This window comes from Cellulomonas denverensis (genome assembly GCF_012396125.1).
Classification (GTDB): Bacteria; Actinomycetota; Actinomycetes; order Actinomycetales; family Cellulomonadaceae; genus Cellulomonas; species Cellulomonas denverensis.
Window position 1 is genome coordinate 337,567 of sequence record NZ_JAAXOX010000002.1, and the last position, 23,601, is coordinate 361,167.

A 23,601-nucleotide genomic window follows, 5' to 3' on the forward strand; every position below is an offset into this window, starting at 1 on the left:
GCTCACTCTCCTTCGGTGGCGCCGTCGGTCGGCGTCGCGGCCGGACTGCGGGTGGCGAGCAGGTCGATCACGAAGACCACGGTCTGCCCGGCGAACTCCTCGGACTGGGTGACGCCGAGCGCGTAGGACGGCGGGACCACCACCATCACCTGCGAGCCCACCGACTGTTCCAGCAGGGCCTCGGACCAGGCGGGCACATCGGAGAGGGTGAAGGTCTGCGGGCTGCCGGAGGTCCAGGTGGAGTCGACCTCCTGGCCGTCCGCCCAGATGAAGCCGGAGTACTGCACCGTGATCACGTCGTTCTCCGCGACCTGGCGGCCGTTGCCCCGGATCAGCGGCTGCACGGTGAGGTCGCCGGGCGGCTCGGTGCCGGTGGCGGTGATGGTGGGTGCGCCGTCCTCGCCGAGGGTGACCGTAGGCATGCCCTCGCGCGGGGCGACCGCCTCCCCGGAGGCCCGGGTGGGCAGCACGTCCAGCACGGTCACGGTCGGGTACGAGGACGCGGCGTTGCTGGCGGCCGGGGCGATCTGCACCAGCCGGGCGCCGACCTTCTGGCCGCTGAGCGTGGCGTACAGGTCCTTGCCCAGGTCCTCCTCGGTCAGCATCCGCGGGGTGGGGCTGGAGGTGTACGACTCCTTGACCAGGCTGGCGTCCTTCGCGTTCTCCAGCCAGAAGTCCAGCAGCACTGGCCGGCCGTCGACCAACTCCGGCCCGGTGCCTTCCCAGACCGTCTCCCGGGTGGTCTCGGACACCTGCAGCGGGGTGCGGTAGGTGATGGTCGGCGTGCCACCGACGTCACCGGTCACCACCACCTCGGGGTCCTCGGGCGTGTTGTCGCCGCATCCGGCGAGCAGCAGCACCGCGGCGGCGCACAGGGCCACGATCCGGCGCACGTCGTTCCTTCCGTTCCAGCTGATACGACCGGCCCACTCTACGGGTCCGGGGTGTGCACTCCGTGGGCCGGGTGTGTCCGGACCGCGTGCGTCACATCGACTCGATCAGCCGTTCCACCCGCTCGTCCGTGCTACGGAACGGGTCCTTGCACAGCACGGTGCGCTGCGCCTGGTCGTTCAGCTTCAGGTGCACCCAGTCGACGGTGTAGTCCCGGTGCGCCTCCTGCGCGGCCTGGACGAACTCGCCGCGCAGCTTGGCCCGGGTGGTCTGCGGCGGGGTGGACATCGCCTCGAACACCTCGACGTCGGTGGTGACCCGCTCGACCAGGCCGCGCTGGGCGAGCAGGTTGTACAGCCCTTCGGTCCGGGAGATGTCGTGGTAGGCCAGGTCCATCCGCTGCACCCGGACGTCGGCCAGGTCCAGGTCGTGCTTGGCCCGGTAGCGCTCGATCAGGCGGTACTTGATCACCCAGTCCAGCTCCCGGTCCACCAGCGACAGGTCGCCGGTCCGCAGCGCCCGCAGCCCGCGCTCCCACAGGTCGAGCACCCGCGCGATCTCCGGGGTGGAGCCGCCCTCGGTGGCCAGGTAGTCGGTCACCCGGCCGAGGTACTCCTCCTGCAGGTCGATCGCGGTGACCGTCCGGCCGTTGGCCAGGGTGACCGGGCGCAGGCCGGTCAGATCGTGGCTGATCTCCCGGATCGCCCGGATCGGGTTCTCCAGGGTCAGGTCGCGCATCGGTAGCCCGGCCTCGATCAGCCGCAGCACCAGGTCGGTGGCGCCGACCTTGAGCATGGTGGTGGTCTCGGACATCGAGGAGTCGCCGACGATCACGTGCAGCCGCCGGAAGTGCTCGGCGTCCGCGTGCGGCTCGTCGCGGGTGTTGATGATCGGCCGGGACCGGGTGGTGGCCGAGGACACCGACTCCCAGATGTGGTCGGCGCGCTGGCTGAAGCAGAAGGTGGCCCCGCGCGGGGTGGTCAGCACCTTGCCCGCGCCGGTCAGGATCTGCCGGGTGATCAGGAACGGCACCAGCACGTCCGAGGTGCGGGCGAAGTCGCCCTGGCGGCGGACCAGGTAGTTCTCGTGGCAGCCGTAGGAGTTGCCCGCCGAGTCGGTGTTGTTCTTGAACAGGTGGATCCGGCCGGGCAGGCCCTCGTGCTCCAGCCGCTGCTGGGCGTCGGCGACCAGTCCCTCCAGGATCCGCTCCCCGGCCCGGTCGTGCGTGACCAGCTGGCGCCAGTCGTCGCACTCGGCGGTGGCGTACTCCGGGTGCGAGCCGACGTCCAGGTACAGCCGCGACCCGTTGCGCAGGAAGACGTTGGAGGAGCGCCCCCAGGCCACCACCTTGCGGAACAGGTACCGCGCGACCTCGTCGGCGGACAGCCCCCGGCCCTCGTCGGCGGCGCAGGTGACGCCGTACTCGGTCTCCAGGCCGAAGATCCTGCGCTCCACGTCAGTCCTCCTCGGCGGCGACGGCGAGCAGCTCGTCCAGCACCGGTCCGGCCAGCCGGCGGAACGCGCGGCGGGGGCGGGTGCGGTCCAGTACGGCGACCTCGAGCTGGGCGGCCGGGATCACCCGGCGGTCGTCCTCGTCGGCGCCCTCCGGCGGGGCACCGAGCACCCGGACCGCCAGCCCGAGCACGGCGGCCAGCGGCATCCCCGGGGTCCAGCGCCCGGCGATCTCCTCCCGCAGCCGGTCGGACTGCCCGCCCATCACCACGAAGCCCTGCTCATCGGTGACCGAGCCGTCGTAGGACAGCCGGTAGATCTGGTCGGCGGCGGGGGCGTCACCGACCTCGGCCACCACCAGCTCCACCTCCAGCGGCTTGGACTCGGTGGTGAACACCGTGCCGAGGGTCTGGGCGTAGGCGTTCGCCAGCCCGCGGGCGGTCACGTCCCGCCGGTCGTAGGAGTAGCCGCGCAGGTCGGCGTAGCGCACCCCGGCCACCCGCAGGTTCTCGAACTCGTTGTACTTGCCGACCGCGGCGAAGGCGATCCGGTCGTAGATCTCGGAGACCTTGTGCAGCGCCCGGGACGGGTTCTCGGTGGCGAAGGCGATGCCGTCGTCGTAGGCCAGCACTACCACCGACCGGCCACGGGCGATGCCCTTGCGCGCGTAGTCCGCCCGGTCCTTCATCAGCTGCTCGGGCGAGACGTAGAACGGCATGCTCATGACTGCGCACCCTTCCGGTGGTCGGCGTGCTGCTCCCGGCGGGCGCCGAGCACCTCCGCCACGGTCCGGCCCAGGTCGTCGTCGGCGACCCGCAGGTAACCGGCCGCGGTGACGGTGGCCACCACCGGCCAGATCGCGCGCGACTCGTCCGGGCCGCCGGTGGCCGAGTCGTCGTCGGCGGCGTCGACCAGCGCCTCCACCGCCACCCGGACCGCCTGCCCGGAGTCCAGCCCGGGCCGCCAGAGCTTCTTCAGCGACCCGCGGGCGAACACCGAACCGGAGCCGACCGAGTGGTGCTGGTGCTCCTCGTACCGGCCGCCGGTGACGTCGTAGCTGAAGATCCGGCCGAGGCCGCGGTCGGTGTCGTAGCCGGCGAACAGCGGGATCACCGCCAGGCCCTGCATCGCCAGGCCGAGGTTGCCGCGGATCATCGTGCTCAGCCGGTTCGCCTTGCCGTCCAGCGACAGCAGCGAGCCCTCGATCTTCTCGTAGTGCTCGAGCTCGAGCTGGAACAGCCGGACCAGCTCGACCGCCAGCCCGGCGGTGCCGGCGATCCCCACCGCGGAGAACTCGTCCGCCGGGAACACCTTCTCGATCTCCCGGGACGCGATCTGCGAGCCCATGGTGGCGCGGCGGTCACCGGCCATCACCACCCCGCCGTCGAAGGTCAGCGCGACGATGGTGGTGCCGTGCGGCGTGGCGGGCACCTCACCCACCGGCAACGGCATGCGGTGGCCGGGCAGCAGCTCCGGGGCGTACCCGCTGAGGAACTCGGTGAAGGAGGAGGTACCGGGGGTGGTGAAGGCGGCGGGCAGTCGGCCCGGGACGTCGGCTGCGGTCATCGGCGCTCACTGCCCACCCTTCTGGACGAAGCCGCGCACGAACTGCTCGGCATTGGTCTCCAGGACGTCCTCGATGTCGTCCAGCAGCGCGTCCACGTCGGCATCGCGCTGCTGCGCGGTCGCCTGGGCCTTCTCCACGTCCGGGCCGTCGGCGGGCTCGTCCTCCCGGCGTGCACCCTGCGCGTGCTCCTGACCAGCCATGTTCTTCTCCCTCGCCCGACGAGTGGTGCTGCTGTGCCCACCCTAGGCCCTGGTCCGCCCCAGCTCGCGGTGGGCGCGGCGCCTGGGGACCACCGGCGGTTCGCCGGAGCTGTGGAGAGGTCAGCCGCCCAGTTTCTCCAGCAGCGCGGCGGCGTCCCGGCTGGACTCCAGCAGCGGGCCGACATGGGCCTTGGTGCCGCGCAGCGGATCGCGCATCGGCACCCGCTGCAGCGAGGTCGCCCCGGGCAGGTCGAAGACCACCGAGTCCCAGCTCGCCGCGGTGACCTGCGGGCCGAACCGGGCCATCACCTCACCGCGGAAGTACGCCCGGGTGTCCTGCGGCGGATGCAGCACCGCGTCGTCGACCTGGGCGTCGGTGGTCAGCCGCTCCACCGCCCCGGCGGCCGCGAGCCGGTGGTACAGCCCGCGCTCGGGGCGGACATCCGACCACTGCAGGTCCATCGCGTGCAGCTTCGGGTGGTCCCACTCCAGGCGCTCGCGTCGGCGCATCCCGTCCAGCAGCCGGAGCTTGCCCACCCACTCCACCTCCCGGGCGCAGCCGGCCGGGTCGGTGGCCAGCCGGTCCAGGATCGAGGCCCACCGGTCCAGCACCTCGGCGGTCTCCGGGTCCGGGTCGGGCAGCAGCTCGCGCACCGCGTCCAGGTACACCCGCTGGATGGCCAGGGCGGTCAGCTCCCGGCCGTCGGCCAGGTCCAGCGGCTCGGCCAGGGTCAGGTCGTGGCTGACCCGGCCGAAGGCGTGCACCGGATCGGCCAGGGTGAGCGCGTCCAGCCGGGTGCCCAGGTAGGCGGCCGGCCCGGTGGCGATCTGCTCGATCAGCCACAGCACCAGCGAGGTGGTGCCGGTCTTGAGGAAGGTGGCGACCTCGAACAGGTTCGCGTCCCCGACGATCACGTGCAGCCGGCGCCACAGAGTGGGGTCGGCGTGCGGCTCGTCGCGGGTGTTCACGATCGGGCGGCGCAGGGTGGTCTCCAGCCCGATCTCCGCCTCCACGTAGTCGGCGCGCTGGGACAGCTGGTACCCCGGGCGTTCGCCGCGCTGGCCGAGCCCGACCCGCCCGGAGCCGGTGAACACCTGCCGGCTGACCAGGAACGGCGTGATCCACCCCGCCAGGTCGCCGAAGGGCACCGCGCGGTCGACCAGGTAGTTCTCGTGGGTGCCGTAGGTCGCTCCCTTGCCGTCCACGTTGTTCTTGTACAGCGCGACATCCGGCAGCGCCTGCACGCTCGCCAGCGCCCGCACCGAGTCGAGCATCACCCGCTCCCCCGCCACATCCCAGCGCACCAGGTCGCGCGGGGTGGTGACCTCCGGCGAGGAGTACTCCGGGTGGGCGTGGTCGACGTAGAGCCGGGCGCCGTTGGTCAGGATGACGTTGACGGCGCCGGGGTCCTCGTACTCGTCGTACTCCGGGCGGGGCCGGGCCTGCGGTGCGGACGGGCCGGAGGTGGCGCCGGAGTCCGGGTCAAGGTCGCCGGAGGGTGCCGGGCGGGCCGGGTCGTCGGTCAGCTGCGAGGGGTGGGCGGCGGCGCGCTGCAGGTGGAAGCCCCGGGCGTCCTGCAGCGGGTCCTCGTCGTCGTAGTCCCAGCGGGCCTTGCCGCGGCCGGCCTGCTTGGCCGGGGCGTGCACGGCGACCACGTGCGAGGACAGCAGCATCGGGTTGGCATTCGCCTTCCCGGGCTGCAGCACGCCGTACTCGGTCTCGATTCCCATTACCCGCCGCACCGTCACGATGGCCAGCCTAGGTCCGGTGGCCGCCGAGGGCGCAGTTCGCGGTGGTCCGCGGGCAGTCCGGCCACCCGGAACTGCGCCCTCGGTGGGGGCGTGCGGGCCAGGGGCCGGGTCAGCCCTGGCCGGGGCCGGCGGGCGGGTTGCCGCCGGGACCGCCGCCCATGCCGCCGGTGGACTCGCCGGCGGTGACGGTGGCGGCGACCGTGGCCCCGCCGGCGTCGCCCCCGGCCGAGAACCCGCCGACCGCCTCCGCGGTGGCCGTGCCGCCGGTGAGCACCTGGTACTCCTCGCCCTCGGTCAGCTCGGGCAGGCTGACCACCACGGAGCCGATCTGCTCCTCGGTGACCAGGGTGGCCAGCACGGTGCCGTCCGCGTCGGCGACCTGGACGGTCTGCCCGGCCTCGACCTGCACCTGGGCGCTGATCCAGCCCTGGCCGCCGGCGCTCGGGCTCTGCGCCATCCCGGTGGTGCCGACCGCGACCAGGGTGCCGCCGGTGATCGCGAAGTCGCCGTCGTAGTCCAGTGCGCCGTTCGCCCCGGAGGCCGGGCCGTGCACCACCACGGTGCCACCGGTCATGGTGGCGGAGCCGTTCACGTCCAGGCCGTCGCCCCCGGCGTGCACGACCACCGTGCCGCCGGAGATGTCCAGGGTGGCAGTGCCGGTGGCCCCGGCCCGGTCACCCTGGGCGTCCTCGGTCCCACCACCGGCGGCGTTGATCCCGTCGTCGGCGGCGGTCACCTCGATCTGCCCGCCGGACAGGCTGATCGCGGCGGACTCCAGACCCTCGTAGGAGTCGGTGACCAGCACGCTGCCGCCGGTGACGTCCAGGGCGATGTCGGCGTGCACCCCGTCGTCGCCGGTGGCCAGGGTGAGGTCGCCGCCGCTGAGGGTCGCGGTGCCGTCGGAGTGCACGGCGTCGTCGGAGCTGTCCACCGTGATGGTGCCGGCCTCGACCACGATCACCGTGCCCGCCTTGAGGCCCTTGGTGGAGACCTCCTCGTCCACCGCGGTGGTCGCGCCGCCGCCGGCGGTGAGGTCCAGGGTGCCGCCGGTGACGACCAGGTCGGTCTCGGCCTGGACGGCATCGCCCTGGGCGTCGACGGTGATCGTGCCGCCGGAGACCAGCACGAAGCCCTCGGTGGTGTCGGTGTCCTCGGTGGCGGTCAGTCCGTCACCGCCGGAGGTCAGGTCCAGGTCCCCGCCGGTGACGGCGAGCGACTGCTTGCCCCGCAGCCCGTCGTCCACCGCGGTGACGGTGAGCGTGCCGCCCTCGACGGTGAGCGCGTCGGAGGAGGCGATGCCGTCCTCGGCGGACCCGGCGACGCTGAGCGAGCCGGTGCCGGTGATCACCAGGTCGGTGTCGGCGGCCAGGGCGGCGGTGGGGCCGTCCGCATTGGCATAGCCGGCGGCGTCGGCCAGGACGTTGGTGCTGCCGTCGGCGAGCCGGACCTCGACCTGGTTGGCCGTGGACACCAGCAGCGCCGATCCGGTCGCACCGGTGAGGTCGGCGCCGTCCAGCACCAGCACCACGTCGTCCTCGGCCCCGGCGGCGACCACCAGTGCACCGGTCAGCTCGCCCGAGACGGTGTAAGTCCCGGCCGCGGTGATGGTGACCGTGCTGCCGTCCACGCTCACCCCGTCGCCGGTGACCTCGGCGGAGTCGCCGGTCAGGTCGATGGTGGCGGTGGACTCGCCCGGGTCCAGGTCGGCGGAGGTGACGACGGTCGCATTCGCCGCGAGCACCTCGGCCGAGGTGGTGGCCGGTTCGGCCGCGGCGGCGGCGGGGTCGGTGGCCGCGGTGGAGCAGCCGGCCAGGGTCAGGGCCAGGGCGGCGGGCAGGGCGATCAGTGGGCGGATCGAGCGGCGCATGGGGTGTCTCCTGGGGTCAGGGCCCGGCGCAGGGTGCGGCGCCAGGGTCGTCCGGTCAGGTCGGGGTGCAGCAGCAGCAGGCCGGTGGCGTACTTGGAGATCCGCTCCGGGCGGTGACCGGCCCGCCACAGCACCCGGTCCAGGGCGCCGGCACCGTGCTCGCTCTTGGTCTCGACGATCAGCCGGCCGGGCAGCGCGACCCGCGGGCCGCCGCCGGGGGCGGACCAGCACAGCTCGGTGTCCAGGGTGGCGCGGCTGCCGTCGGGCAGGTGCAGGGTGCTGCGGCGGTACGCGGTGACCAGCACCGGCGCCAGGTCGAGCCGGGCCGGCTGCGGGATGCCCGCGTCGGAGAGCGCCGCGCGGACGAAGGGCAGTCCGGCGCCCACCGATCCGGGGTCGGGGTGTTCGCGCCGGCACTTGACCGTGCGGCCGCGCGGGCCGCGGGTCTTGACCTCCAGCCAGCAGCCGCCGCTGTCCAGGTAGCTGCGGGTGCGGACCTTGTACCGGCGGCGCCGGCGACCGGCCGCGGCGTGGAAGGCGTCCAGCTCCGGGGTGTCCAGATACACCGAGCGGTAGCCGAAGTCGTCCCGGCCGTCGATGGTCAGCCGCCGGGTGCCGGGCGGCAGGGCGGCGATCAGGCCGGTCAGCGCGTCGGCGGGCAGCACGTACTTGCGGTCCACCCGGGTCAGCAGCGCGGAGTCGGCGACCAACTCCTCCAGCGTGACCGGGGCCAGCTCCTGCACCGCGGTCACCGGGCCCACCCGCCCGCCAGCTCCCGGGCCGCGACCGTGCTGCCCTCCTGGTAGCGGACGTCCACCCAGGTCACGTCGTCGACCAGGTCCAGCCGCTGGACGGTGACGTCCCGGACCGTGCCGCCCAGCAGGTCCTCCAGCCGGGCGACCAGGGCGTCCCGGTCCGGGTAGGCGTGGTCCAGCACCACCAGCTGCTGGCGGTAGCGGCGCAGCAGCCGCGGGTGGTCACCGACCCAGAGCGCGGCCAGGACCAGGGCCATCAGCGCCGGTGCGGTCCAGCCCAGCGAAGTGCCGAGCCCGCCGATCAGGCCGAGCGCCAGGGCGGAGAAGTAGTAGGCGATCTCGTGCTGGGTGATCTCCGAGGAGCGCAGCCGGATGATCGACAGCACGCCGAACAGCCCCAGCCCGAGCCCCGCGCCGACGGTGCTGTTCGCCAGGGCGCCGGCCACCGCCAGCACCCCGACATTCACCCCGAGGAAGGCGGCGACCAGGTCACGGCGGCGGTGCCGGGGGAAGTACAGCGCGAAGGTGAGCACGGCGACCGCGACCAGGTCGGCCGCGAACAGGGCGAAGGTGGGCATGGACACCTCGGGGACTCGGGGAGACGAACGCTCCGTGAACCGGACGCGTCCATCTCGCCAAGTCCCGCTGTGCCGATGCTGTGCGGTCCCTCAGCGGCGACTCAGAGGTACTGCCCCGTGCTCTGCACGTTCTCGATCCGGCGCGGCGCCTCGGTGCCCTTCTTGTCCTGCACGATCGTCCGGATGAAGACGATCCGCTCGCCCTTCTTGCCGGAGATCCGGGCCCAGTCGTCCGGGTTGGTGGTGTTCGGCAGATCCTCGTTCTCGGTGAACTCGTCCACGCAGGCGGTCAGCAGGTGGTCCACCCGCAGCCCGCGCTGGCCGGTGGCGAGCAGATCCTTGATCGCGGCCTTCTTCGCCCGGTCCACCACGTTCTGGATCATCGCGCCGGAGGTGAAGTCCTTGAAGAACAGGATCTCCTTGTCCCCGCTGGCGTAGGTGACCTCCAGGAACCGGTTGATGTCCTCCTCGGAGTACATCCGCTCCACGGTGCGGTGGATCATCGCCTCCACCGCCTCGGGCGCGGAGCCGTGGTGCTCGGCCAGGTCGTCCGGGTGGATCGGCAGGTCGGCGGTCAGGTACTTGCCGAAGATCTCCCGGGCGCCCTCGGCGTCCGGCCGCTCGATCTTGATCTTCACGTCCAGCCGCCCGGGCCGCAGGATCGCCGGGTCGATCATGTCCTCCCGGTTGGAGGCGCCGATCACGATCACGTTCTCCAGCCGCTCCACGCCGTCGATCTCGGCCAGCAACTGCGGGACGATCGTGGTCTCGGTGTCCGAGGAGACGCCGGTGCCGCGGGTGCGGAACAGCGACTCCATCTCGTCGAAGAACACCACCACCGGGTGGCCCTGCGACGCCTTCTCCCGCGCCCGGGAGAAGATCAGCCGGATGTGCCGCTCGGTCTCCCCGACGTACTTGTTCAGCAGCTCCGGGCCCTTGACGTTGAGGAAGAAGCTGGTCGCGGCGGCCGGGTCCGCGCCCCGGGCGGCCGCGGCGGTGGCGGCCAGCGAGTGGGCCACCGCCTTGGCGATCAGGGTCTTGCCGCAGCCGGGCGGGCCGTAGAGCAGCACGCCCTTGGGCGGCTTGAGCCCGTGCTCGCGGAACAGTTCGGGGTGCAGGAACGGCAGCTCGACGGCGTCCCGGATCTGCTCGATCTGCGGGCCCAGGCCACCGATGTCGGTGTAGTCGATGTCCGGCACCTCCTCGAGCACCAGGTCCTCGACCTCCGACCGGGGCACCCGCTCGAAGACGAAGCCGGACCGCGGCTCGATGGTCAGGGCGTCGCCGACCCGGACCTTGCCGCCGAGCAGCGGACCGGCCAGCCGGACCACCCGCTCGTCGTCGCCGCGGCCGACCACCAGGGCACGGTCGGTGCCGATCAGCTCCTTGATCGTGACCAGCTCGCCGACCCGCTCGTAGCCGCCGGCCTCCACGACGGTCAGCGCCTCGTTCAGCCGGACCTCCTGGCCGGGCCGCAGCGCGCGGACGTTCACGCTCGGGCTGACCCCGACGTGCATCTTGCGCCCGGCCGAGACCACCTCGACCGTGCCGTCGCCGCGCGGGGACAGGAACACGGCGAAGGTGCCCGGCGGCTTGGCCAGGTCGTCGATCTGCCGCTTGAGCTCGATGATCTGGTCCCGGGCGGCGACCAGGGCGTCGGAGAGGCGTTCGTTCTTGGCCGAGAGCAGGGTCAGTTCGCGCTGGAGCTGCTGTGGGGTCGTCGAGTCCGTCGGGTCACTCATCGCGGTCCCTCCTGGTGCGGCTGCCGATGCGGCAGGCTAACCACGCCCGGCGACATTCCGCGCGACGCGGTCAACCCGCGGACCGGCGTGTCACCCGGTCTGCACCGGCCGCTCACACGTCCTCGGGTGCCTGACCGACCTCGCGGCGCACCCGGCGCAGCTTCTTCTCCGAGATCGGGCGCTCCCCCATCGCCTCCGGCGTCCACGCCTCGTCCGGCAGGTCCAGGTGCGAGCGGGTGGAGTCGGAGACCAGCACCTCGCCGGACTCGTCGGTCAGCTCCTTGGCCGGGGCGGGGCGGCGCTTGCGGTCCGGCGGGACCACCCCGTCCGCCAGCCGGCGGGTGGACAGCAGGAAGCCGGTGTGGCCGATCATCCGGTGCTCCGGGCGGACCGACAGGCCCTCCAGGTGCCAGCCGCGGATCATCGTCTCCCAGGCCTGCGGCTCGGTGAACCGGCCGTCGGCGCGCAGGTCCTCGGACAGCCGGGACAGCTGGGTGGTGGTGGCCACGTAGCTGATGAACACCCCGCCGGGGGTCAGCGCCCGGGCGACCGCGTCCAGGTTCTCCCAGGGCGCGAGCATGTCCAGCACCACCCGGTCCACGGTGCCCGGTTGCTCGGCGACCGGCAGCACGTCGGACAGGTCGCCGACCGACAGCCGCCAGGCCGGGTGCTCCCCGCCGAAGAACGCCTCCACGTTCCCGCGGGCGATCGCCGCGAAGTCCTCCCGGCGCTCGATCGAGTGCAGCATCCCGCCGTCGCCGACCGCCCGCAGCAGCGACATGGTCAGCGCCCCCGACCCGACCCCGGCCTCCACCACCCGGGCGCCGGGGAAGATGTCCGCCATCGCGACAATCTGGCCGGCGTCCTTGGGGTAGACCACCGCGGCGCCGCGCGGCATGGACAGCACGTAGTCGGACAGCAGCGGGCGCATCGCCAGGTACTCCACGCCGCCGGTGTTCGCGATCACGGTGCCCTCCGGCGACCCGATCAGGTCGGCGTGCCGGAAGTAGCCCTTGTGGGTGTGGAAGGTGGCGTCCGGGTGCAGCGTGATGGTGTGCAGCCGGCCCTTGGGATCGGTGAGCTGGACGCGCTCACCGACCCGCAGCGGGCCGCGGCGCAGGTGCGCGCCGGTGGGGTCGGTGGTCGTCTCGTCGTGGCTCACGGGCGGCAAGTCTAGGAGCGCAACCGGGCGGCCACGTCCGCGCCGCGCACCAGCGCGACCACCTGGCCGCCCCGGACGGCGACCATCACCGGGGAGAACCGGTTCACCGCGGCCAGGGCGGACAGCAGCGCCTCGCCGCGCAGATCGGCGTCCACCACCGCCCCGGCGGCCAGTCCGACCGCCACCGCGGTGACCGGCACCCGGGTGCGGTCCACCGCGGGCACGGCGTCGGCGGCGGCCGGGTCGATGTAGGCGGCGGGCCGGCCGTCCGGGCTGAGCAGCACCACCGCCTGCGCCCCGGTGACGCTGCGGGCGGCATCCGCCTCGGCCAGCACCGCGGTGGCGGCGATCCCGACCGCCGGGACGCCGATGCCGGTCACGCTCAGGTGCTCGACCACCCCCGCGGTCCGGGCGCCACGCAGCGCCTGGCTCGCCCCGGACCACAGGAACGCGCCGACCACCGCCGCCCACACCACCTGGTAGAGGTCGATCCCCCACACGCCGCGGGACTGCCAGACCAGCACCACCAGCACGAAGCCGACCGCCACCACCCGGCCGGCCCAGGCGGCGGCGACCGTGCCGGTGCGCCGGTCGCCGGTCGCCGCCCAGATCGCCGACTCCAGCACCTGCCCGCCGTCCAGCGGCAGCCCGGGCACCAGGTTCAGCACCCCGACGAACAGGTTCGCCGACGCCGCCGCGTACAGCACCACGTGTGCGGCACCACCGTCCGGGGCGACCGCGGCACCGAGACCGAGCAGCAGTGCCAGCACCAGGTTGGACAGCGGGCCGCAGGCGGCGATCAGCGCGCCCACCCCGGGGCGGCCCGGGACCGAGGTCATCTGGGTGTGCCCGCCGAGCAGGGTCAGGGCGAACTCGCGCACCTGCAGCCCGAACGCCCCCGCGACCAGCCCGTGCGCCAGTTCGTGCACCAGGATCGACAGCAACAGGATCACCGCGAACACCGCCGCGATGCCGTAGCCCGCGCCGGTGCTCATGCCGAGCTGGGCGGTGAAGACCGGGGCGAACAGCAGGGCGATGATGGCGGCCATCAGCGCGCTGCTCGCCGTCAGGACGATCGGGGCGCCGGCGACCCGGCCGATCACGAGTCCGCGGGTGTGGGGAGGCACGGCGACAGGCTACGTGGCGAGGCAGGGAATGTCGGTGGCAGCCCCTACCCTCGAACCGTGACTGAGATCGACGGCCCCGTGGTGGTCCCGGGCGAGTCCGCGGCCGAGGCCGAGGAGTCCGCCGGGCACGAGGGCGCGCGTGCCCGGGTGCCGGGGCTGTCGCCGTCCCGGGCGAACGACTTCCAGCAGTGCCCGCTGCTGTTCCGGTTCCGGGTGGTCGACCGGCTGCCCGAGCCGCCGAGCGCCGCCGCGGCCCGGGGCACCCTGGTGCACTCGGTGCTGGAACGGCTGTACGACCTGCCGCTGGGCGAGCGCACCCCCGCGGCCGCGCACGACCTGATCCCCGAGGCCTGGGACCGGTTGCTGGAGCGCCAGCCCGAGGTGACCGAGCTGTTCGCCGACGACGCCGCCCGCGAGGAATGGCTGACCAGCGCCCGGCTGCTGCTGGACACCTACTTCACCCTGGAGGACCCGAACCGGTTGCAGCCCGGCGAACGCGAGCTGAACGTGCGCACCCAGCTCGCCGACGGACCGCAGCTGCGCGGGATCGTCGACCGGCTGGACATCGCGCCGGACGGCCGGCTGCGGGTGGTCGACTACAAGACCGGCAAGTCCCCGCGCGCCGGGTACGAGGGCAACGCGCTGTTCCAGATGCGGTTCTACTCCTACGTGCTCTGGCGGGAACGCGGCGTGCTGCCGACCCTGTTGCAGCTGGTCTACCTCGGCGACGGCACCGTGCTCCGGCATGCGCCGAGCGAGGCGGAGATGCGCACCCTGGAGCAGCGGCTGCGCGCGCTCTGGGACCGGATCGAGGAGTGCGCCCGGACCGGGGAGTGGCCGACCCGGACCTCCAAGCTCTGCGACTGGTGCGCCCACCGGTCGATCTGCCCGGCCTTCGGTGGCACCGCCCCGCAGGTGCCGCCCGGCGCGGTGGAACTGGCGCTCGGCGTGGTGCCCGCCGCGTCCTGAGCCCGCTCAGTAGGTGACGTGCACCGTGCGCGTCACCGGGTCCAGCCGGACCTGCCCGCCACTGGGCACCACCAGCTGCGGGTCGGTGTGCCCCAGGTCGACGTCCAGGACCACCACCGCCCCGGGGTTGACGCTGTGCACCGCGTCCAGCACCACCCGGTGCTGGTCCTCCCGGTAGCGCTGCTTCGCGGCCCGGTCGCGCCGGTCGGTGAACGACCACGCCTTCGGGCGCGCGGCGATCACCCCGGCCAGCTCGCCCAGCAGGCCGCGCTCGCCCAGGCCGGTCAGGGTGCGGTGCACCTGGTCGGCGGAGGGCAGTTCCTCACTGGTCTCGATCAGCAGCACCGCCCCGCGCAGCCGCTCGGGCTCGGGCAGGTGCCGCCCACCCTGGGCCAGGTGCATGGCCAGGATCTCCAGGCAACCACCCCACAGCGTGCCGGTCACCGGGTGGTCCGGACCGTGCCAGGACCAGGGCGCGGTCGGCTCCAACCGGGGTGCGGCCGCCAGCGTGGCCGGGTCGTTCCAGTCGCACTGCTCCTCGTCGGTGCTCTCCCCCGGGTCCGCCAGCCGGCGCTCACCGCGCTCGAACAGCGCCTGGCGCAGCGACTGCTCGGTGGCGGGGTGCATCCGGCCGGGGCGGCCCCACTGCACCATGACGGCGCCACCGTGGTAGCTGACCAGGCCCAGGTTCCACAGGAACAGGTGCAGGTTGGTGTTGTCGCTGTAGCCGAAAAACGGCTTCGGGTACCGGCGCAGCAGGTCGGGGTCCAGGTGGTCGAGCACCCGGATCTGGTCGTCGCCGCCGAGGCTGGTCAGGATGCCGCGCACCCGGGGGTCGGCGAAAGCGGCGTGCAGGTCGGCGGCGCGCTCGGCGGGGGTGGCCTGCTCCGCCCGGGTGGTCGGGAACTCCACCACGTCCAGCCCGAAGCCGGACCGCAGTCGGCGCAGACCCAGCTGGTACACCTCCGGGAACAGGGCCGGCCCGGGTGCGGAGGGCGACAGCACCGCCACCGTGTCGCCGGGTCGGAGCGGGTCGGGATGGCGGTGCGGGAGCATGCTCCTCAGCGTGGCAGTAGTTCCAGGGTCGTCTCCACCACCTGGGGCCCGACCACGGTGTTGACGATCCGCGGGCCGTAGTGGTCGTACTTCGCGTGATAGGCGGCGTCGACCTGCCCGGCGATCTCCGGCTCGGGCACGGTGAAACGGACATCCCGGTCCACCGCGCCGATCCGGACGTGCCCGGTGCCCGCCGCCAGCGCCCGCCGGAACCAGCCGTTGCCCGGTCCGTAGGCGGAACGGATGAACGCCCGGTCGCCGACCCGGACCGCCCAGATCGTCACCTCCGGTCGGCGACTGCCGTCCGGGCGGTTGCTGCTCACCGCCAGCTCGTCCACCTCGGCGAGGTCGGTCAGCTCGGCCGGGGTCCAGGCGGTCATCGGGTCTGCTCCGTCCGGGTCCGGTACTGCTCGTCGGTGACCGGCTCACCCCACTGCGCGTCGGCACCGTCGACCTCCCAGAGCGCCAGGTGCTCCATGTAGCTGTCCGGGCCCGCGCCGTGCCAGTGCCACTCCCCGGGCGGGCACCACACCGTCTGCCCGGGCCGGAGCTCCACCACCCGGCCATCCCGGGTGCCGACCCGGGCCACCCCCTGCGTGACCCGCAGCGACTGGCCACCGGGGTGGGCGTGCCAGTGGGTGCGGGCGCCGGGAGCGAACCGGACCAGGTTCGCCCGCAGCCGGGCGGGTGCCGGTGGCGCGGCGATCACGTCGAACCAGACCTCCCCGGTGAACAGGTCGGCGGGGGCGTGCGTGCTCGGGCTGGACGGCTGGATCTCCATGTCCTCCAGTGCACACCCGCGTCCGCGTTCCCGGGAGGTCCTGACAGTCACTCCCTGCGTCGTCGCCCCCGCCGTACGGTGGAGGGCATCCGGCAATCCAGGAGGTTCAGCATGCACACCCGCACCCTCGGCCAAGGGCTCCAGGTCTCGGCGATCGGGCTCGGCGCCATGGGCATGTCCCAGAGCTACGGCCCGAACCCGGGCAGCCGCGAGGACATGATCGCGGTCCTCCGAGGCGCGGTGGAACGAGGGGTCACCTTCATCGACACCGCCGAGGTCTACGGCCCGTACGTCAACGAGGAGCTGGTCGGCGAGGCGGTGCAGCCGATCCGCGACCAGGTGGTGATCGCCACCAAGTTCGGCTGGCACATCGCCGACGGCGCCGCCCAGGGGGTCGACTCCCGCCCGGAGCAGATCCGCCGGGTCGCCGACGAGTCGCTGCGCCGGCTGCGCACCGACGTGATCGACCTGTTCTACCAGCACCGGGTGGACCCCGACGTCCCGATCGAGGACGTCGCCGGCACCGTCGGTGAGCTGGTGCAGGCCGGCAAGGTCCGGCACTTCGGGCTGTCCGAGGCGGGGGCCGCGACCATCCGCCGGGCGCACGCGGTGTTCCCGGTGACCGCCGTACAGTCCGAGTACTCGCTGTGGACCCGCGACCCGGAGCCGGAGGTGCTGCCGACGCTGGCCGAGCTCGGGATCGGCTTCGTGCCGTTCAGCCCGCTCGGCAAGGGCTTCCTGACCGGCACCGTCGACAGCGGGACCGCCTTCGGCGAGGGCGACATCCGGCGCACCATCCCCCGGTTCACCGCCGAGAACCGCGAGGCCAACCAGGCGCTGGTGGACCACGTGCGCGCGGTCGCGGCGGCCAAGCAGGCGACGCCGGGACAGGTGGCGCTGGCCTGGCTGCTGGCCCAGCAGCCGTGGATCGTGCCGATCCCGGGCACCCGGCGGCTGAACCGGGTGGAGGAGAACGCCGCCGCCACCACCGTGCCGCTGTCCGCGGACGAGGTCGCCGACCTGAACGCCGCCGCCGCCCGGATCGGGGTGCGGGGGAACCGGTACAACGACCGCGGGATGGCGATGGTCGGGCTGTAGGACCCGCCGGGGCTCCGCGGGTCTCAGCCCGCCACCGCGGTCCGCCGGGACGTGACGCCGGCCAGCAGCACCAGGCCGCCGGCGGCCGCGAAGACCGCGATCATCACCGGCGCCGGGTGGTCGGCCCGCAGCGCCAGGCTGAACGCGGCCGCGGCGGCGGTGCCGAGCAGTGCACCACCGGCGGACTCGACCAACACCGCGGCCCCGGCGGCGACGGTGGGTTCCACGCCGTCCTGCTCCACCGGCGGGTCGACCACCCGGTTCAGGGTGTCCAGGTAGCTAGAACCCATCCCGAGCCCCATCAGGGTCCAGGCCACCATGGCCACCGGGACGCCGCGGCCGCCGGGGTCCAGCACCGCCGCCGCCAGCCCGGCCAGCCCCAGCAACATCAGCGCCAGCGCCCCGGTCATCCGCCGCGGGTAGTGCGCCGCCGTGGCCGGCCAGCGCGCCACCGCCAACCCGGCGACCGCCCAGGCCATCCCACCGCAGGCCAGTGCCACTGCCGCCTGGCCCGCGGTGCCGCCCAGCCGGTCCTGTACCAGGATCGCCACCACCGACCAGATGCCCAGGTGGGCAGCGGTGATCAGGCCCAGGGTGGCCACCGCCGCCGGACGGCCCCGGGCGGCGCGCAACGACCCGGCGGGCAGCAGGCCGCGCACGGCCGCCAGGGCCAGCACCGCCCCGGCCACACCGAGCGGCAGCGCCCACCAGCGCCCGTCGCCGAGCAGCCCGACCAGGGCCACACCGGCCGCCACCGCCAGCGCCCCGAGCACCGGTAGCCGCTGGTCCTGCTCGCCGAGCCGGCGCCGCAGTTGCCCGGCTGCCACCCACCGGGCCGCGAGCAGCAGCGGCAGGTACAGCACCATCGCCCACCGCCAGCCGACCGCGTGCGCCACCGCCCCGGCGTAGACCGGCCCGACCAGCGACGCGGCGACCCAGACCGCGTTGTACCCGGCCAGCACCACCCGCCGCCAGGTCGAGGGCAGAACCGTGACGATCGCGCTCAACGACACCGTGGCCATCGCACCGGTGGCCAGCCCGGTCACCGCCCGCCCGGCGACGAAGACCGCGACGGTCGGGGCGACGGCCGCCAGCGCCGCACCGGCCACGGTCGCCCCGGTCAGCACCAGCAGCACCCGGTCCGCCCGGAACCGGGCCAGCAGCGCCGGGCCCCAGGGCATGGTCACGAACATCGCCACCTGCGCCGAGGCGGTGATCACCCCGTACAGGTGCCGGGCGTCCAGTTCCGCGGCGACCACCGGGACGATGGTGGACAGCAGGTAGCTCTGGATGCCGGCCACCAGCTCCAGGGTCAGCAGGGCGCAGGCGAGGACGGCGGGATGCCGGGCCATCCCGGTGGCCGGGATGCTCATGTCCCGGGTGCGGCGGACACCGCGGGGCGGGCAGGTGCCGTCCGGACCGGTGAGCAGCGGCGCTGCCGGGTCGCGGGCATATCCGGACGATACCGACAGCCCGGGTCGGCGGTCGCCTGATCAGTGCAGCTTGTCCAGCACGTCGCCCGCGCCGATCCGGGCCAGGTCCGCCACCGTGACATCGGCCAGCGACCCGGTGACGCTCAGCCCCGGCAGGTCCGGGATCGCGGTGAACACCTCCACCGCCAGCACCCGGCCGCCCGCGGCCACCGCCGATCCGATGCCGGAGGGCGAGTCCTCCACGATCACGCAGTCGTGCACGTCGACCCCGAGCAGGTCGGCAGCGGTCAGGTACGGCTCCGGGTGCGGCTTGGCGTGCTCGACGTCGTCCCCGGCCACCACGGCGGCGAACACCCCGGCGACCTCGGCGAACGGCAGCGCCAGGTTCCGGTAGGAGGAGGTCACCAGCGCCTGCGGCACGCCGGCTTCCGCCAGTGCGACCAGCAGATCGCGGGCACCGGGCTGCCAGGGGGTGCTGGCCGCGACGCCCGCACGGACCCGGACGCTCAGGTACTCGATGATCTCGTCCGACGACAGGTCGACGCCGCGGGACTGCAGGATGCCCGCCGAGGTGGTCAGCGGGTTGCCGACCAGGGACAGCCCGTCCTCGTGCGTCCACTGCCCACCCCAGGAGTGCACCAGCTCGGTCTCGGCGGCCATCCACAGCGGCTCGGTGTTGACCAGCGTGCCGTCCATGTCCCAGAGCACAGCGGTGGGAAGGGCGGGGTGCGGCACGGGAACTCCTGTCGGGTCGGGATGACGGCACTGGAAGGCTAACCGTTCCCGCGGCCGGGAGCTGTCCGGCGCGGGGCTCAGAGCTTCGGCAGCCGCAGCAGGTCCGCCCGGGAGGTGAAGTCCAGCTTGGCCAGGATGTGGCTCATGTGGTTCTCCACCGTCCGCAGCGAGAGCGCCAGCTCCTCGGCGATCTCCCGGTTGGTGGCGCCGGAGCGGGCCATCGCGGCGACCTCCCGCTCCCGGGTGGTCAGCGCCCGGGTGGACACGTAGTCGCGGGTCTCGCCGAAGGTCTCCCGGCTGCGCACCCGGGCCGAGCGCATGTCCAGCTCGGTGATGCTGCGCCGGGCGGTGGCAACCACCGGGAAGCTGACATCCGGCCGGATCAGCGCCAGGGCCTGCTCGGCGAGTTCGCGGTCGTCCTGCACCACGGCCTCGTGCAGCTGCACCACCGGGGCGAGCAGCGGGATCGGGGTGCGGTCGATCACCTCACCGAGGCGGGTGACCTGCTGTTCGGTCAGCGGGCCCGCCATGGCGCACCAGTGGTGCAGCGCGGCGTAGTCCAGTCCCTCGCGCGCCAGGTCCTCCCCCGCGGCCCACAGTGCGTCGGGGTCGGTCGTGCCGTTGGTGGCCAGGGTGACCTCGGACTCGGCGACCGCCCGGTACGAGTGCAGCGCCGGGCGCTGGCGGCACAGCGGCCCGTCCAGTTCGGCGAGCAGCCGGCGGGCCAGGGTGACATCGCCCTCGCGCGCCCGCAGCAGCGCGCCGAGCGAGAGCATCCGGGACTGGAAGGTGAGCTCGATCGGGCCGACCGGGCCCAGGCGGAGGGCGGCACTGGCGACCAGCCAGGCGGTCCGGGGCTGGCCGAGGTAGAGCATCGCCTCCGCCAGGACGCAGGCGTGCACCCGGATGCCGCAGGCGTCCAGCCGCTCGTAGGCCCGGTCCAGCATGCTGCGTTCCCAGCGGGCGGCGGCCTCCAGCTCATTGCGGGCGATCAGGATCTCGCCGTGGATGCCGTCCAGGTAGTTGCGGGCCCGGCGGTGGATCGGCCGCGCGTCCTCGCAGACCGACATCGCCTCGGTCAGCCGCCCGGCGTCCAGCAGGGTGGCGGCGCGGTAGACGGCGATCCACCCGTCGATGCCGGGGTGGCCGACGGTGGGGCCGCGCCGGCCGGTGAGCTCGTCGGCGGTGGCACCGGAGGCGATCGCGTCCAGCACCCGGATCCGGGTGCTGCGGGCCTCGGCGGCGATCGCGGTCGCGTTGGCACCCGGCTCGATCGAGACCTGGCCCTCGCCGGACCAGCACTGCCACAGCTCGCGCATCAGCAGGAACAGGGCCAGGTCGGCCGGCGAGTCGTCCGCGCCGAACTCGGTGCCGGACAGCACCGCCCGGACCTGCACCGGCTTCGAGCGGCGCAGCAACCGGCCCAGGTACTCGTTCGCATGCGACAGGCTGGGATCGAGTTGCCAGCGGGCACGGGCCATCGCCTCGTCCGAGGCCGACTGGTTGCCGACCACGCCGTCCAGTTCGGTGGACCGCTGCCAGAACTCGTCGGTGTCCAGCACGGACATGTCGGTGAGCATCTGCCCGGGCTGTTCCAGGTTCGACCACACCGAAAGTGCGTCGACCTCCTCCCGGGCCGGCACCGCATCGGCGATCTCCTGCCGCCGGAACCGGGTGATCCGGGCCCGCAGCGCCTGGCCGAGCGCCGGGGGCGACACCGCCACCGTCGGGGTGCCGTCCACCGCGGGGGCCAACACGATCCGGCGCCGGGCGGCCAGCGACTCCCAGACCGCCATCGGGTGCACGTCCGCCGCCTGCGCCAGCGGGATCGGGCCGGACCAGGACAGCACCTCGAGCGCTCGGACCTCCTCCTCCGGCAGCAGCGCGGTCATGGCGTGTGCGACCGCGTCCAGCGGGATGTCGTCCACCGGCTTGACCTGCGCCCACACCCCCTGGACCCGGGCGAAGGCGCCGCTGAACCGGGCGGCGTCGATCAGGGCGGAGGCGACCTTCGGGTTGCCCGCCGAGCGCGCGGAGATGGTGGACACCAGCGCGACATCGGTCGGCCCGCCCAGCAGGTGACCGGCGAGCTGGCTCATCGCGACGAAGCCCAGGGCCCGGGTCGGCACCTCGGCGGGCGCCCGCTCCGCCACCACCGCCCCGAGCCGGGTGTTCGACGTCGCGGACAGGTCGGTGGCGCTGGACATCACGACCCGGGTGGCGGTCCGGCGCATCACCTGCGCCACCACGGCGATGGTGCCCTCGTCCATCCGGTCGACGTCGTCCAGGAACAGGAACGGCTGCTCCGAGGACAGCTCCCCCACCAGCCAGGTGACGAAGGTGCTCTCGGTCGGCGGGCCGCTGCGCAGGGTGGGGGCCGAGGGGTGGGTGCGCAGCGCACTGAACGGCGCCGAGCCGGCCGCGCGGATCATCAGCACCTCGGGCCGCCGCCGGGACAGCACCCCGACCACCTCGCACAGGGTGGTGGTCAGCCCGGAGCCGGAGTCGCCGCGCACGACCACGTCGCGCCCGAGCGAGAGCCAGTCCAGGACGGCACGCACCGTCTGGTCGAAGTGCACCGTCTGGCCGTTCGTCCCGCGCTCCGGCACCGCACTCATCCGTCATCCCCCCGACGCCGATCCGGCGGTCGCTCCGCCGTCAGGGACCACGATCCTGTGCGTCCGGGTGGTCACCCATGGGTACCCGGTGGTGTTTGGGTGGTGTCGGTGCCCGGAGTGCCGGAATGTCGCAGGATCGGGGGGACCACTCACCCGCGGCGATGAGTGGTCGCCGCGGTGCCGGAGGTGGTGCGCCCTCGGGAGGGGTGCCCCGGTGCTGAGCAGGGTCGACACCGGGGCACCCCGGCTCAGGCCGGCACCGGCACCCGCTCCTGGCGCTCCTCGGCCACCACCCGCTGGTAGGAGGCGAGGCCGGTGTACAGCTCGGCACCGGTCAGGGGGTTGCGGCGGGTGCGGACGATCCGGCGGACCTGGTAGACCGCCAGCGCCACGTTCGACGCCAGCGACAGCGCACTGACCAGGAACAGCGCCGCCGGGTCGTGCGAGGCCTCCACGGCGAACCGCGAGGAGCTGACGAAGGTCGGCACCGCCATCGTGAACATCATCCACAGCGCGAGGGTGTGCGCCCGGTGCTGCAGCCACGCCCCGCGCTTGAACACGAACGCCGGGATGGTGCAGGAGATCAGCAGCGCGGCGCCGGCGTAGAAGGCGTGGTCACCGACGCAGTTGTAGACGTAGGCGAAGTTCCACAGGTCGTAGGGGATGATCCAGAACCAGAGCATGTCCGGCCAGATCATGTCCCGGGACTTCGACCGGCTGATGTAGATCCCGGCCCAGCCGCAGATGGTCACCAGGTTGAGGATGCCGGCGATGCCGTTCATCACGTTCCACGGCCCGGGCACCATGTAGACCCCGTCGACCACGCCCTCGCTCATCCCGGCGACCTGGAAGTCGCGCAGCACGGCCTCGGCGATGTTGATCGCCAGGATCACCGCCGGGAACGCCAGCGCCCAGCGCTTGGCCGCGAGCTTCGGGTGGTAGCGCAGCGCCATGAAGCCCAGGCAGCCGGTCAGCGCGGAGTACACCTTGACCCAGTGGAACCAGGTGCCGGTGCTCGACCCGGCGCCCGCGGTCTGCGGCCAGACGAAGATGGTCAGCACGATCGGCAGCGCGACGAAGAACGCCAGCCCGGCCGCCCGCCAGCGCCGGGTCACCTCGTTCAGGCCGATCAGCGCCGCCAGGACGACACACCACATCACCCCCGAGTACCAGGGGATCGATTCGAACAGGAACACGGTCGCCTCCTTGCGAACGGGTACTACCGAGGGGGACGGTCGACGAGGTCGAGCCGGAGGGTCTGGCGGACCAGGGCGGCTAGCACCTGGTCGGGGGTGTCAGGCTCGGTGCGGACCAGCCCGACCAGGCCGTGCAGCAGCACGACGAAGGTGGAGCGGACGTGGTCGATCGCCAGCTCGTGCCGGGCGGCGTAGGCCTCGACGGTGGTCAGCTGCAGGGTGTCGACCACCGCGGTCACCGCCCGGTCCACGAACTGCTGGTACAGCGCCGCGTTCTCCACCCGGTGCAGGTCGGCGCGCAGCGGGTCGTCCGGGCGGGTCTGGGCCCGGAACAGCGCGATCACGTCCCGCAGCGCCCCGTCGATGTCCCCGACGGTGCGGCCGGCGTCCCATGCGCGCACCGAGGCGGCGAAGGCCTCGACCCGGCGGTCCAGCACCCCGTCCAGCAGGTCGGCGGCGGTCGGGAAGTAGTGGTAGACGAGCCCGCGGGTCACCCCGGCGGCCCGGGCGACGTCGCTGACCGTGGTCCGGCTGATCCCGCGCTCGGCGTAGACCCGCTCGGCGGCGTCCAGCAGCTCGGCGCGCCGCGCCTCCGGGGCCAGGACCGTACGACTGCTCACAG

22 protein-coding genes are annotated in these 23,601 nt (G+C 73.5%); 2 read left to right on the forward strand and 20 right to left on the reverse strand.

Annotated elements, in window-relative coordinates; genetic code table 11:
* Positions 1 to 2: 2 nt before the first annotated feature.
* From HGA03_RS05470 to HGA03_RS05525, 12 genes are all read right to left on the reverse strand, one after another.
* Positions 3 to 893: an FKBP-type peptidyl-prolyl cis-trans isomerase gene (locus tag HGA03_RS05470; protein ID WP_168629221.1), complete on the reverse strand. Its 891-nt coding sequence runs from the start codon at positions 891 to 893 to the stop codon at positions 3 to 5.
* 91 nt (positions 894 to 984) lie between these two features.
* Entirely contained in the window at positions 985 to 2,346 is a 1,362-nt protein-coding gene (gene pafA / locus HGA03_RS05475) for a Pup--protein ligase (protein ID WP_168629222.1), read from the reverse strand.
* 1 nt (position 2,347) lies between these two features.
* Positions 2,348 to 3,067, reverse strand: a complete 720-nt coding sequence (prcA, locus tag HGA03_RS05480) for a proteasome subunit alpha (RefSeq protein ID WP_168629223.1) — start codon at positions 3,065 to 3,067, stop codon at positions 2,348 to 2,350.
* Positions 3,064 to 3,909: a proteasome subunit beta gene (gene prcB, locus HGA03_RS05485; RefSeq protein ID WP_168629224.1), complete on the reverse strand. Its 846-nt coding sequence runs from the start codon at positions 3,907 to 3,909 to the stop codon at positions 3,064 to 3,066. The genes prcA and prcB overlap by 4 nt, the downstream gene beginning before the upstream one ends.
* A 6-nt stretch (positions 3,910 to 3,915) precedes the next feature.
* Positions 3,916 to 4,110: a ubiquitin-like protein Pup gene (locus HGA03_RS05490; RefSeq protein ID WP_168629225.1), complete on the reverse strand. Its 195-nt coding sequence runs from the start codon at positions 4,108 to 4,110 to the stop codon at positions 3,916 to 3,918.
* A gap of 120 nt (positions 4,111 to 4,230) precedes the next feature.
* Positions 4,231 to 5,841 (reverse strand): depupylase/deamidase Dop, encoded by a 1,611-nt coding sequence (gene dop / locus HGA03_RS05495; protein ID WP_210732206.1) that lies wholly within the window; start codon positions 5,839 to 5,841, stop codon positions 4,231 to 4,233.
* Between the two features lie 130 nt (positions 5,842 to 5,971).
* Positions 5,972 to 7,729: a carbohydrate-binding domain-containing protein gene (locus HGA03_RS05500; protein WP_168629226.1), complete on the reverse strand. Its 1,758-nt coding sequence runs from the start codon at positions 7,727 to 7,729 to the stop codon at positions 5,972 to 5,974.
* On the reverse strand, positions 7,705 to 8,481 hold the full coding sequence (locus HGA03_RS05505; protein WP_203767541.1) for a polyphosphate polymerase domain-containing protein: 777 nt from the start codon (positions 8,479 to 8,481) through the stop codon (positions 7,705 to 7,707). The genes HGA03_RS05500 and HGA03_RS05505 overlap by 25 nt, the downstream gene beginning before the upstream one ends.
* Complete coding sequence (locus HGA03_RS05510) at positions 8,478 to 9,062, reverse strand: DUF4956 domain-containing protein (protein WP_168629227.1); 585 nt, start codon at positions 9,060 to 9,062, stop codon at positions 8,478 to 8,480. Before HGA03_RS05510 ends, HGA03_RS05505 begins: the two co-directional genes overlap by 4 nt.
* Before the next feature lie 101 nt (positions 9,063 to 9,163).
* Positions 9,164 to 10,804 carry a proteasome ATPase gene (gene arc / locus HGA03_RS05515; protein WP_168629228.1) on the reverse strand — a complete coding sequence of 547 codons (1,641 nt, stop codon included), beginning with the start codon at positions 10,802 to 10,804 and terminating at the stop codon, positions 9,164 to 9,166.
* Positions 10,805 to 10,916: 112 nt separating this feature from the next.
* The gene (locus tag HGA03_RS05520; protein WP_168629229.1) at positions 10,917 to 11,966 is read right to left on the reverse strand and encodes a tRNA (adenine-N1)-methyltransferase; all 1,050 of its coding nucleotides are present in this window, start codon (positions 11,964 to 11,966) and stop codon (positions 10,917 to 10,919) included.
* Positions 11,967 to 11,977: 11 nt separating this feature from the next.
* Positions 11,978 to 13,093, reverse strand: coding sequence for a site-2 protease family protein (locus HGA03_RS05525; RefSeq protein WP_239073642.1), 1,116 nt, complete (start codon positions 13,091 to 13,093; stop codon positions 11,978 to 11,980).
* A gap of 57 nt (positions 13,094 to 13,150) precedes the next feature.
* Here HGA03_RS05525 and HGA03_RS05530 point away from each other — a divergent pair, with 57 nt between their 5' ends.
* Positions 13,151 to 14,062, forward strand: a complete 912-nt coding sequence (locus HGA03_RS05530; protein ID WP_373307702.1) for a RecB family exonuclease — start codon at positions 13,151 to 13,153, stop codon at positions 14,060 to 14,062.
* 6 nt (positions 14,063 to 14,068) lie between these two features.
* On the opposite strand, the gene HGA03_RS05535 is transcribed toward HGA03_RS05530, so the two are convergent.
* Genes HGA03_RS05535 through HGA03_RS05545 form a run of 3 tightly spaced genes read right to left on the reverse strand, consistent with a single transcriptional unit; the run spans position 14,069 to position 15,899 of the window.
* Positions 14,069 to 15,118, reverse strand: coding sequence for a S66 family peptidase (locus HGA03_RS05535; RefSeq protein ID WP_168629230.1), 1,050 nt, complete (start codon positions 15,116 to 15,118; stop codon positions 14,069 to 14,071).
* A gap of 5 nt (positions 15,119 to 15,123) precedes the next feature.
* Positions 15,124 to 15,498: a DUF2255 family protein gene (locus tag HGA03_RS05540; protein ID WP_168629231.1), complete on the reverse strand. Its 375-nt coding sequence runs from the start codon at positions 15,496 to 15,498 to the stop codon at positions 15,124 to 15,126.
* Positions 15,495 to 15,899, reverse strand: a complete 405-nt coding sequence (locus HGA03_RS05545; RefSeq protein ID WP_168629232.1) for a (R)-mandelonitrile lyase — start codon at positions 15,897 to 15,899, stop codon at positions 15,495 to 15,497. The genes HGA03_RS05540 and HGA03_RS05545 overlap by 4 nt, the downstream gene beginning before the upstream one ends.
* A gap of 111 nt (positions 15,900 to 16,010) precedes the next feature.
* Here HGA03_RS05545 and HGA03_RS05550 point away from each other — a divergent pair, with 111 nt between their 5' ends.
* Positions 16,011 to 16,997, forward strand: coding sequence for an aldo/keto reductase (locus HGA03_RS05550; protein ID WP_168629233.1), 987 nt, complete (start codon positions 16,011 to 16,013; stop codon positions 16,995 to 16,997).
* Positions 16,998 to 17,020: 23 nt separating this feature from the next.
* On the opposite strand, the gene HGA03_RS05555 is transcribed toward HGA03_RS05550, so the two are convergent.
* The 5 genes from HGA03_RS05555 to HGA03_RS05575 all read right to left on the reverse strand — a co-directional run bounded on the left by HGA03_RS05555 (position 17,021) and on the right by HGA03_RS05575 (position 23,599).
* Positions 17,021 to 18,370, reverse strand: a complete 1,350-nt coding sequence (locus HGA03_RS05555; RefSeq protein WP_168629234.1) for an MFS transporter — start codon at positions 18,368 to 18,370, stop codon at positions 17,021 to 17,023.
* Positions 18,371 to 18,490: 120 nt separating this feature from the next.
* Positions 18,491 to 19,165 carry an HAD family hydrolase gene (locus HGA03_RS05560; RefSeq protein ID WP_239073641.1) on the reverse strand — a complete coding sequence of 225 codons (675 nt, stop codon included), beginning with the start codon at positions 19,163 to 19,165 and terminating at the stop codon, positions 18,491 to 18,493.
* Positions 19,166 to 19,242: 77 nt separating this feature from the next.
* A complete protein-coding gene (locus HGA03_RS05565) occupies positions 19,243 to 21,783 on the reverse strand; it encodes a helix-turn-helix transcriptional regulator (protein WP_168629235.1) in 2,541 nt (846 codons plus the stop codon).
* Positions 21,784 to 22,031: 248 nt separating this feature from the next.
* Entirely contained in the window at positions 22,032 to 22,979 is a 948-nt protein-coding gene (locus HGA03_RS05570) for a DUF5692 family protein (protein ID WP_168629236.1), read from the reverse strand.
* Positions 22,980 to 23,002: 23 nt separating this feature from the next.
* The gene (locus HGA03_RS05575; protein ID WP_168629237.1) at positions 23,003 to 23,599 is read right to left on the reverse strand and encodes a TetR/AcrR family transcriptional regulator; all 597 of its coding nucleotides are present in this window, start codon (positions 23,597 to 23,599) and stop codon (positions 23,003 to 23,005) included.
* Positions 23,600 to 23,601: the final 2 nt, after the last annotated feature.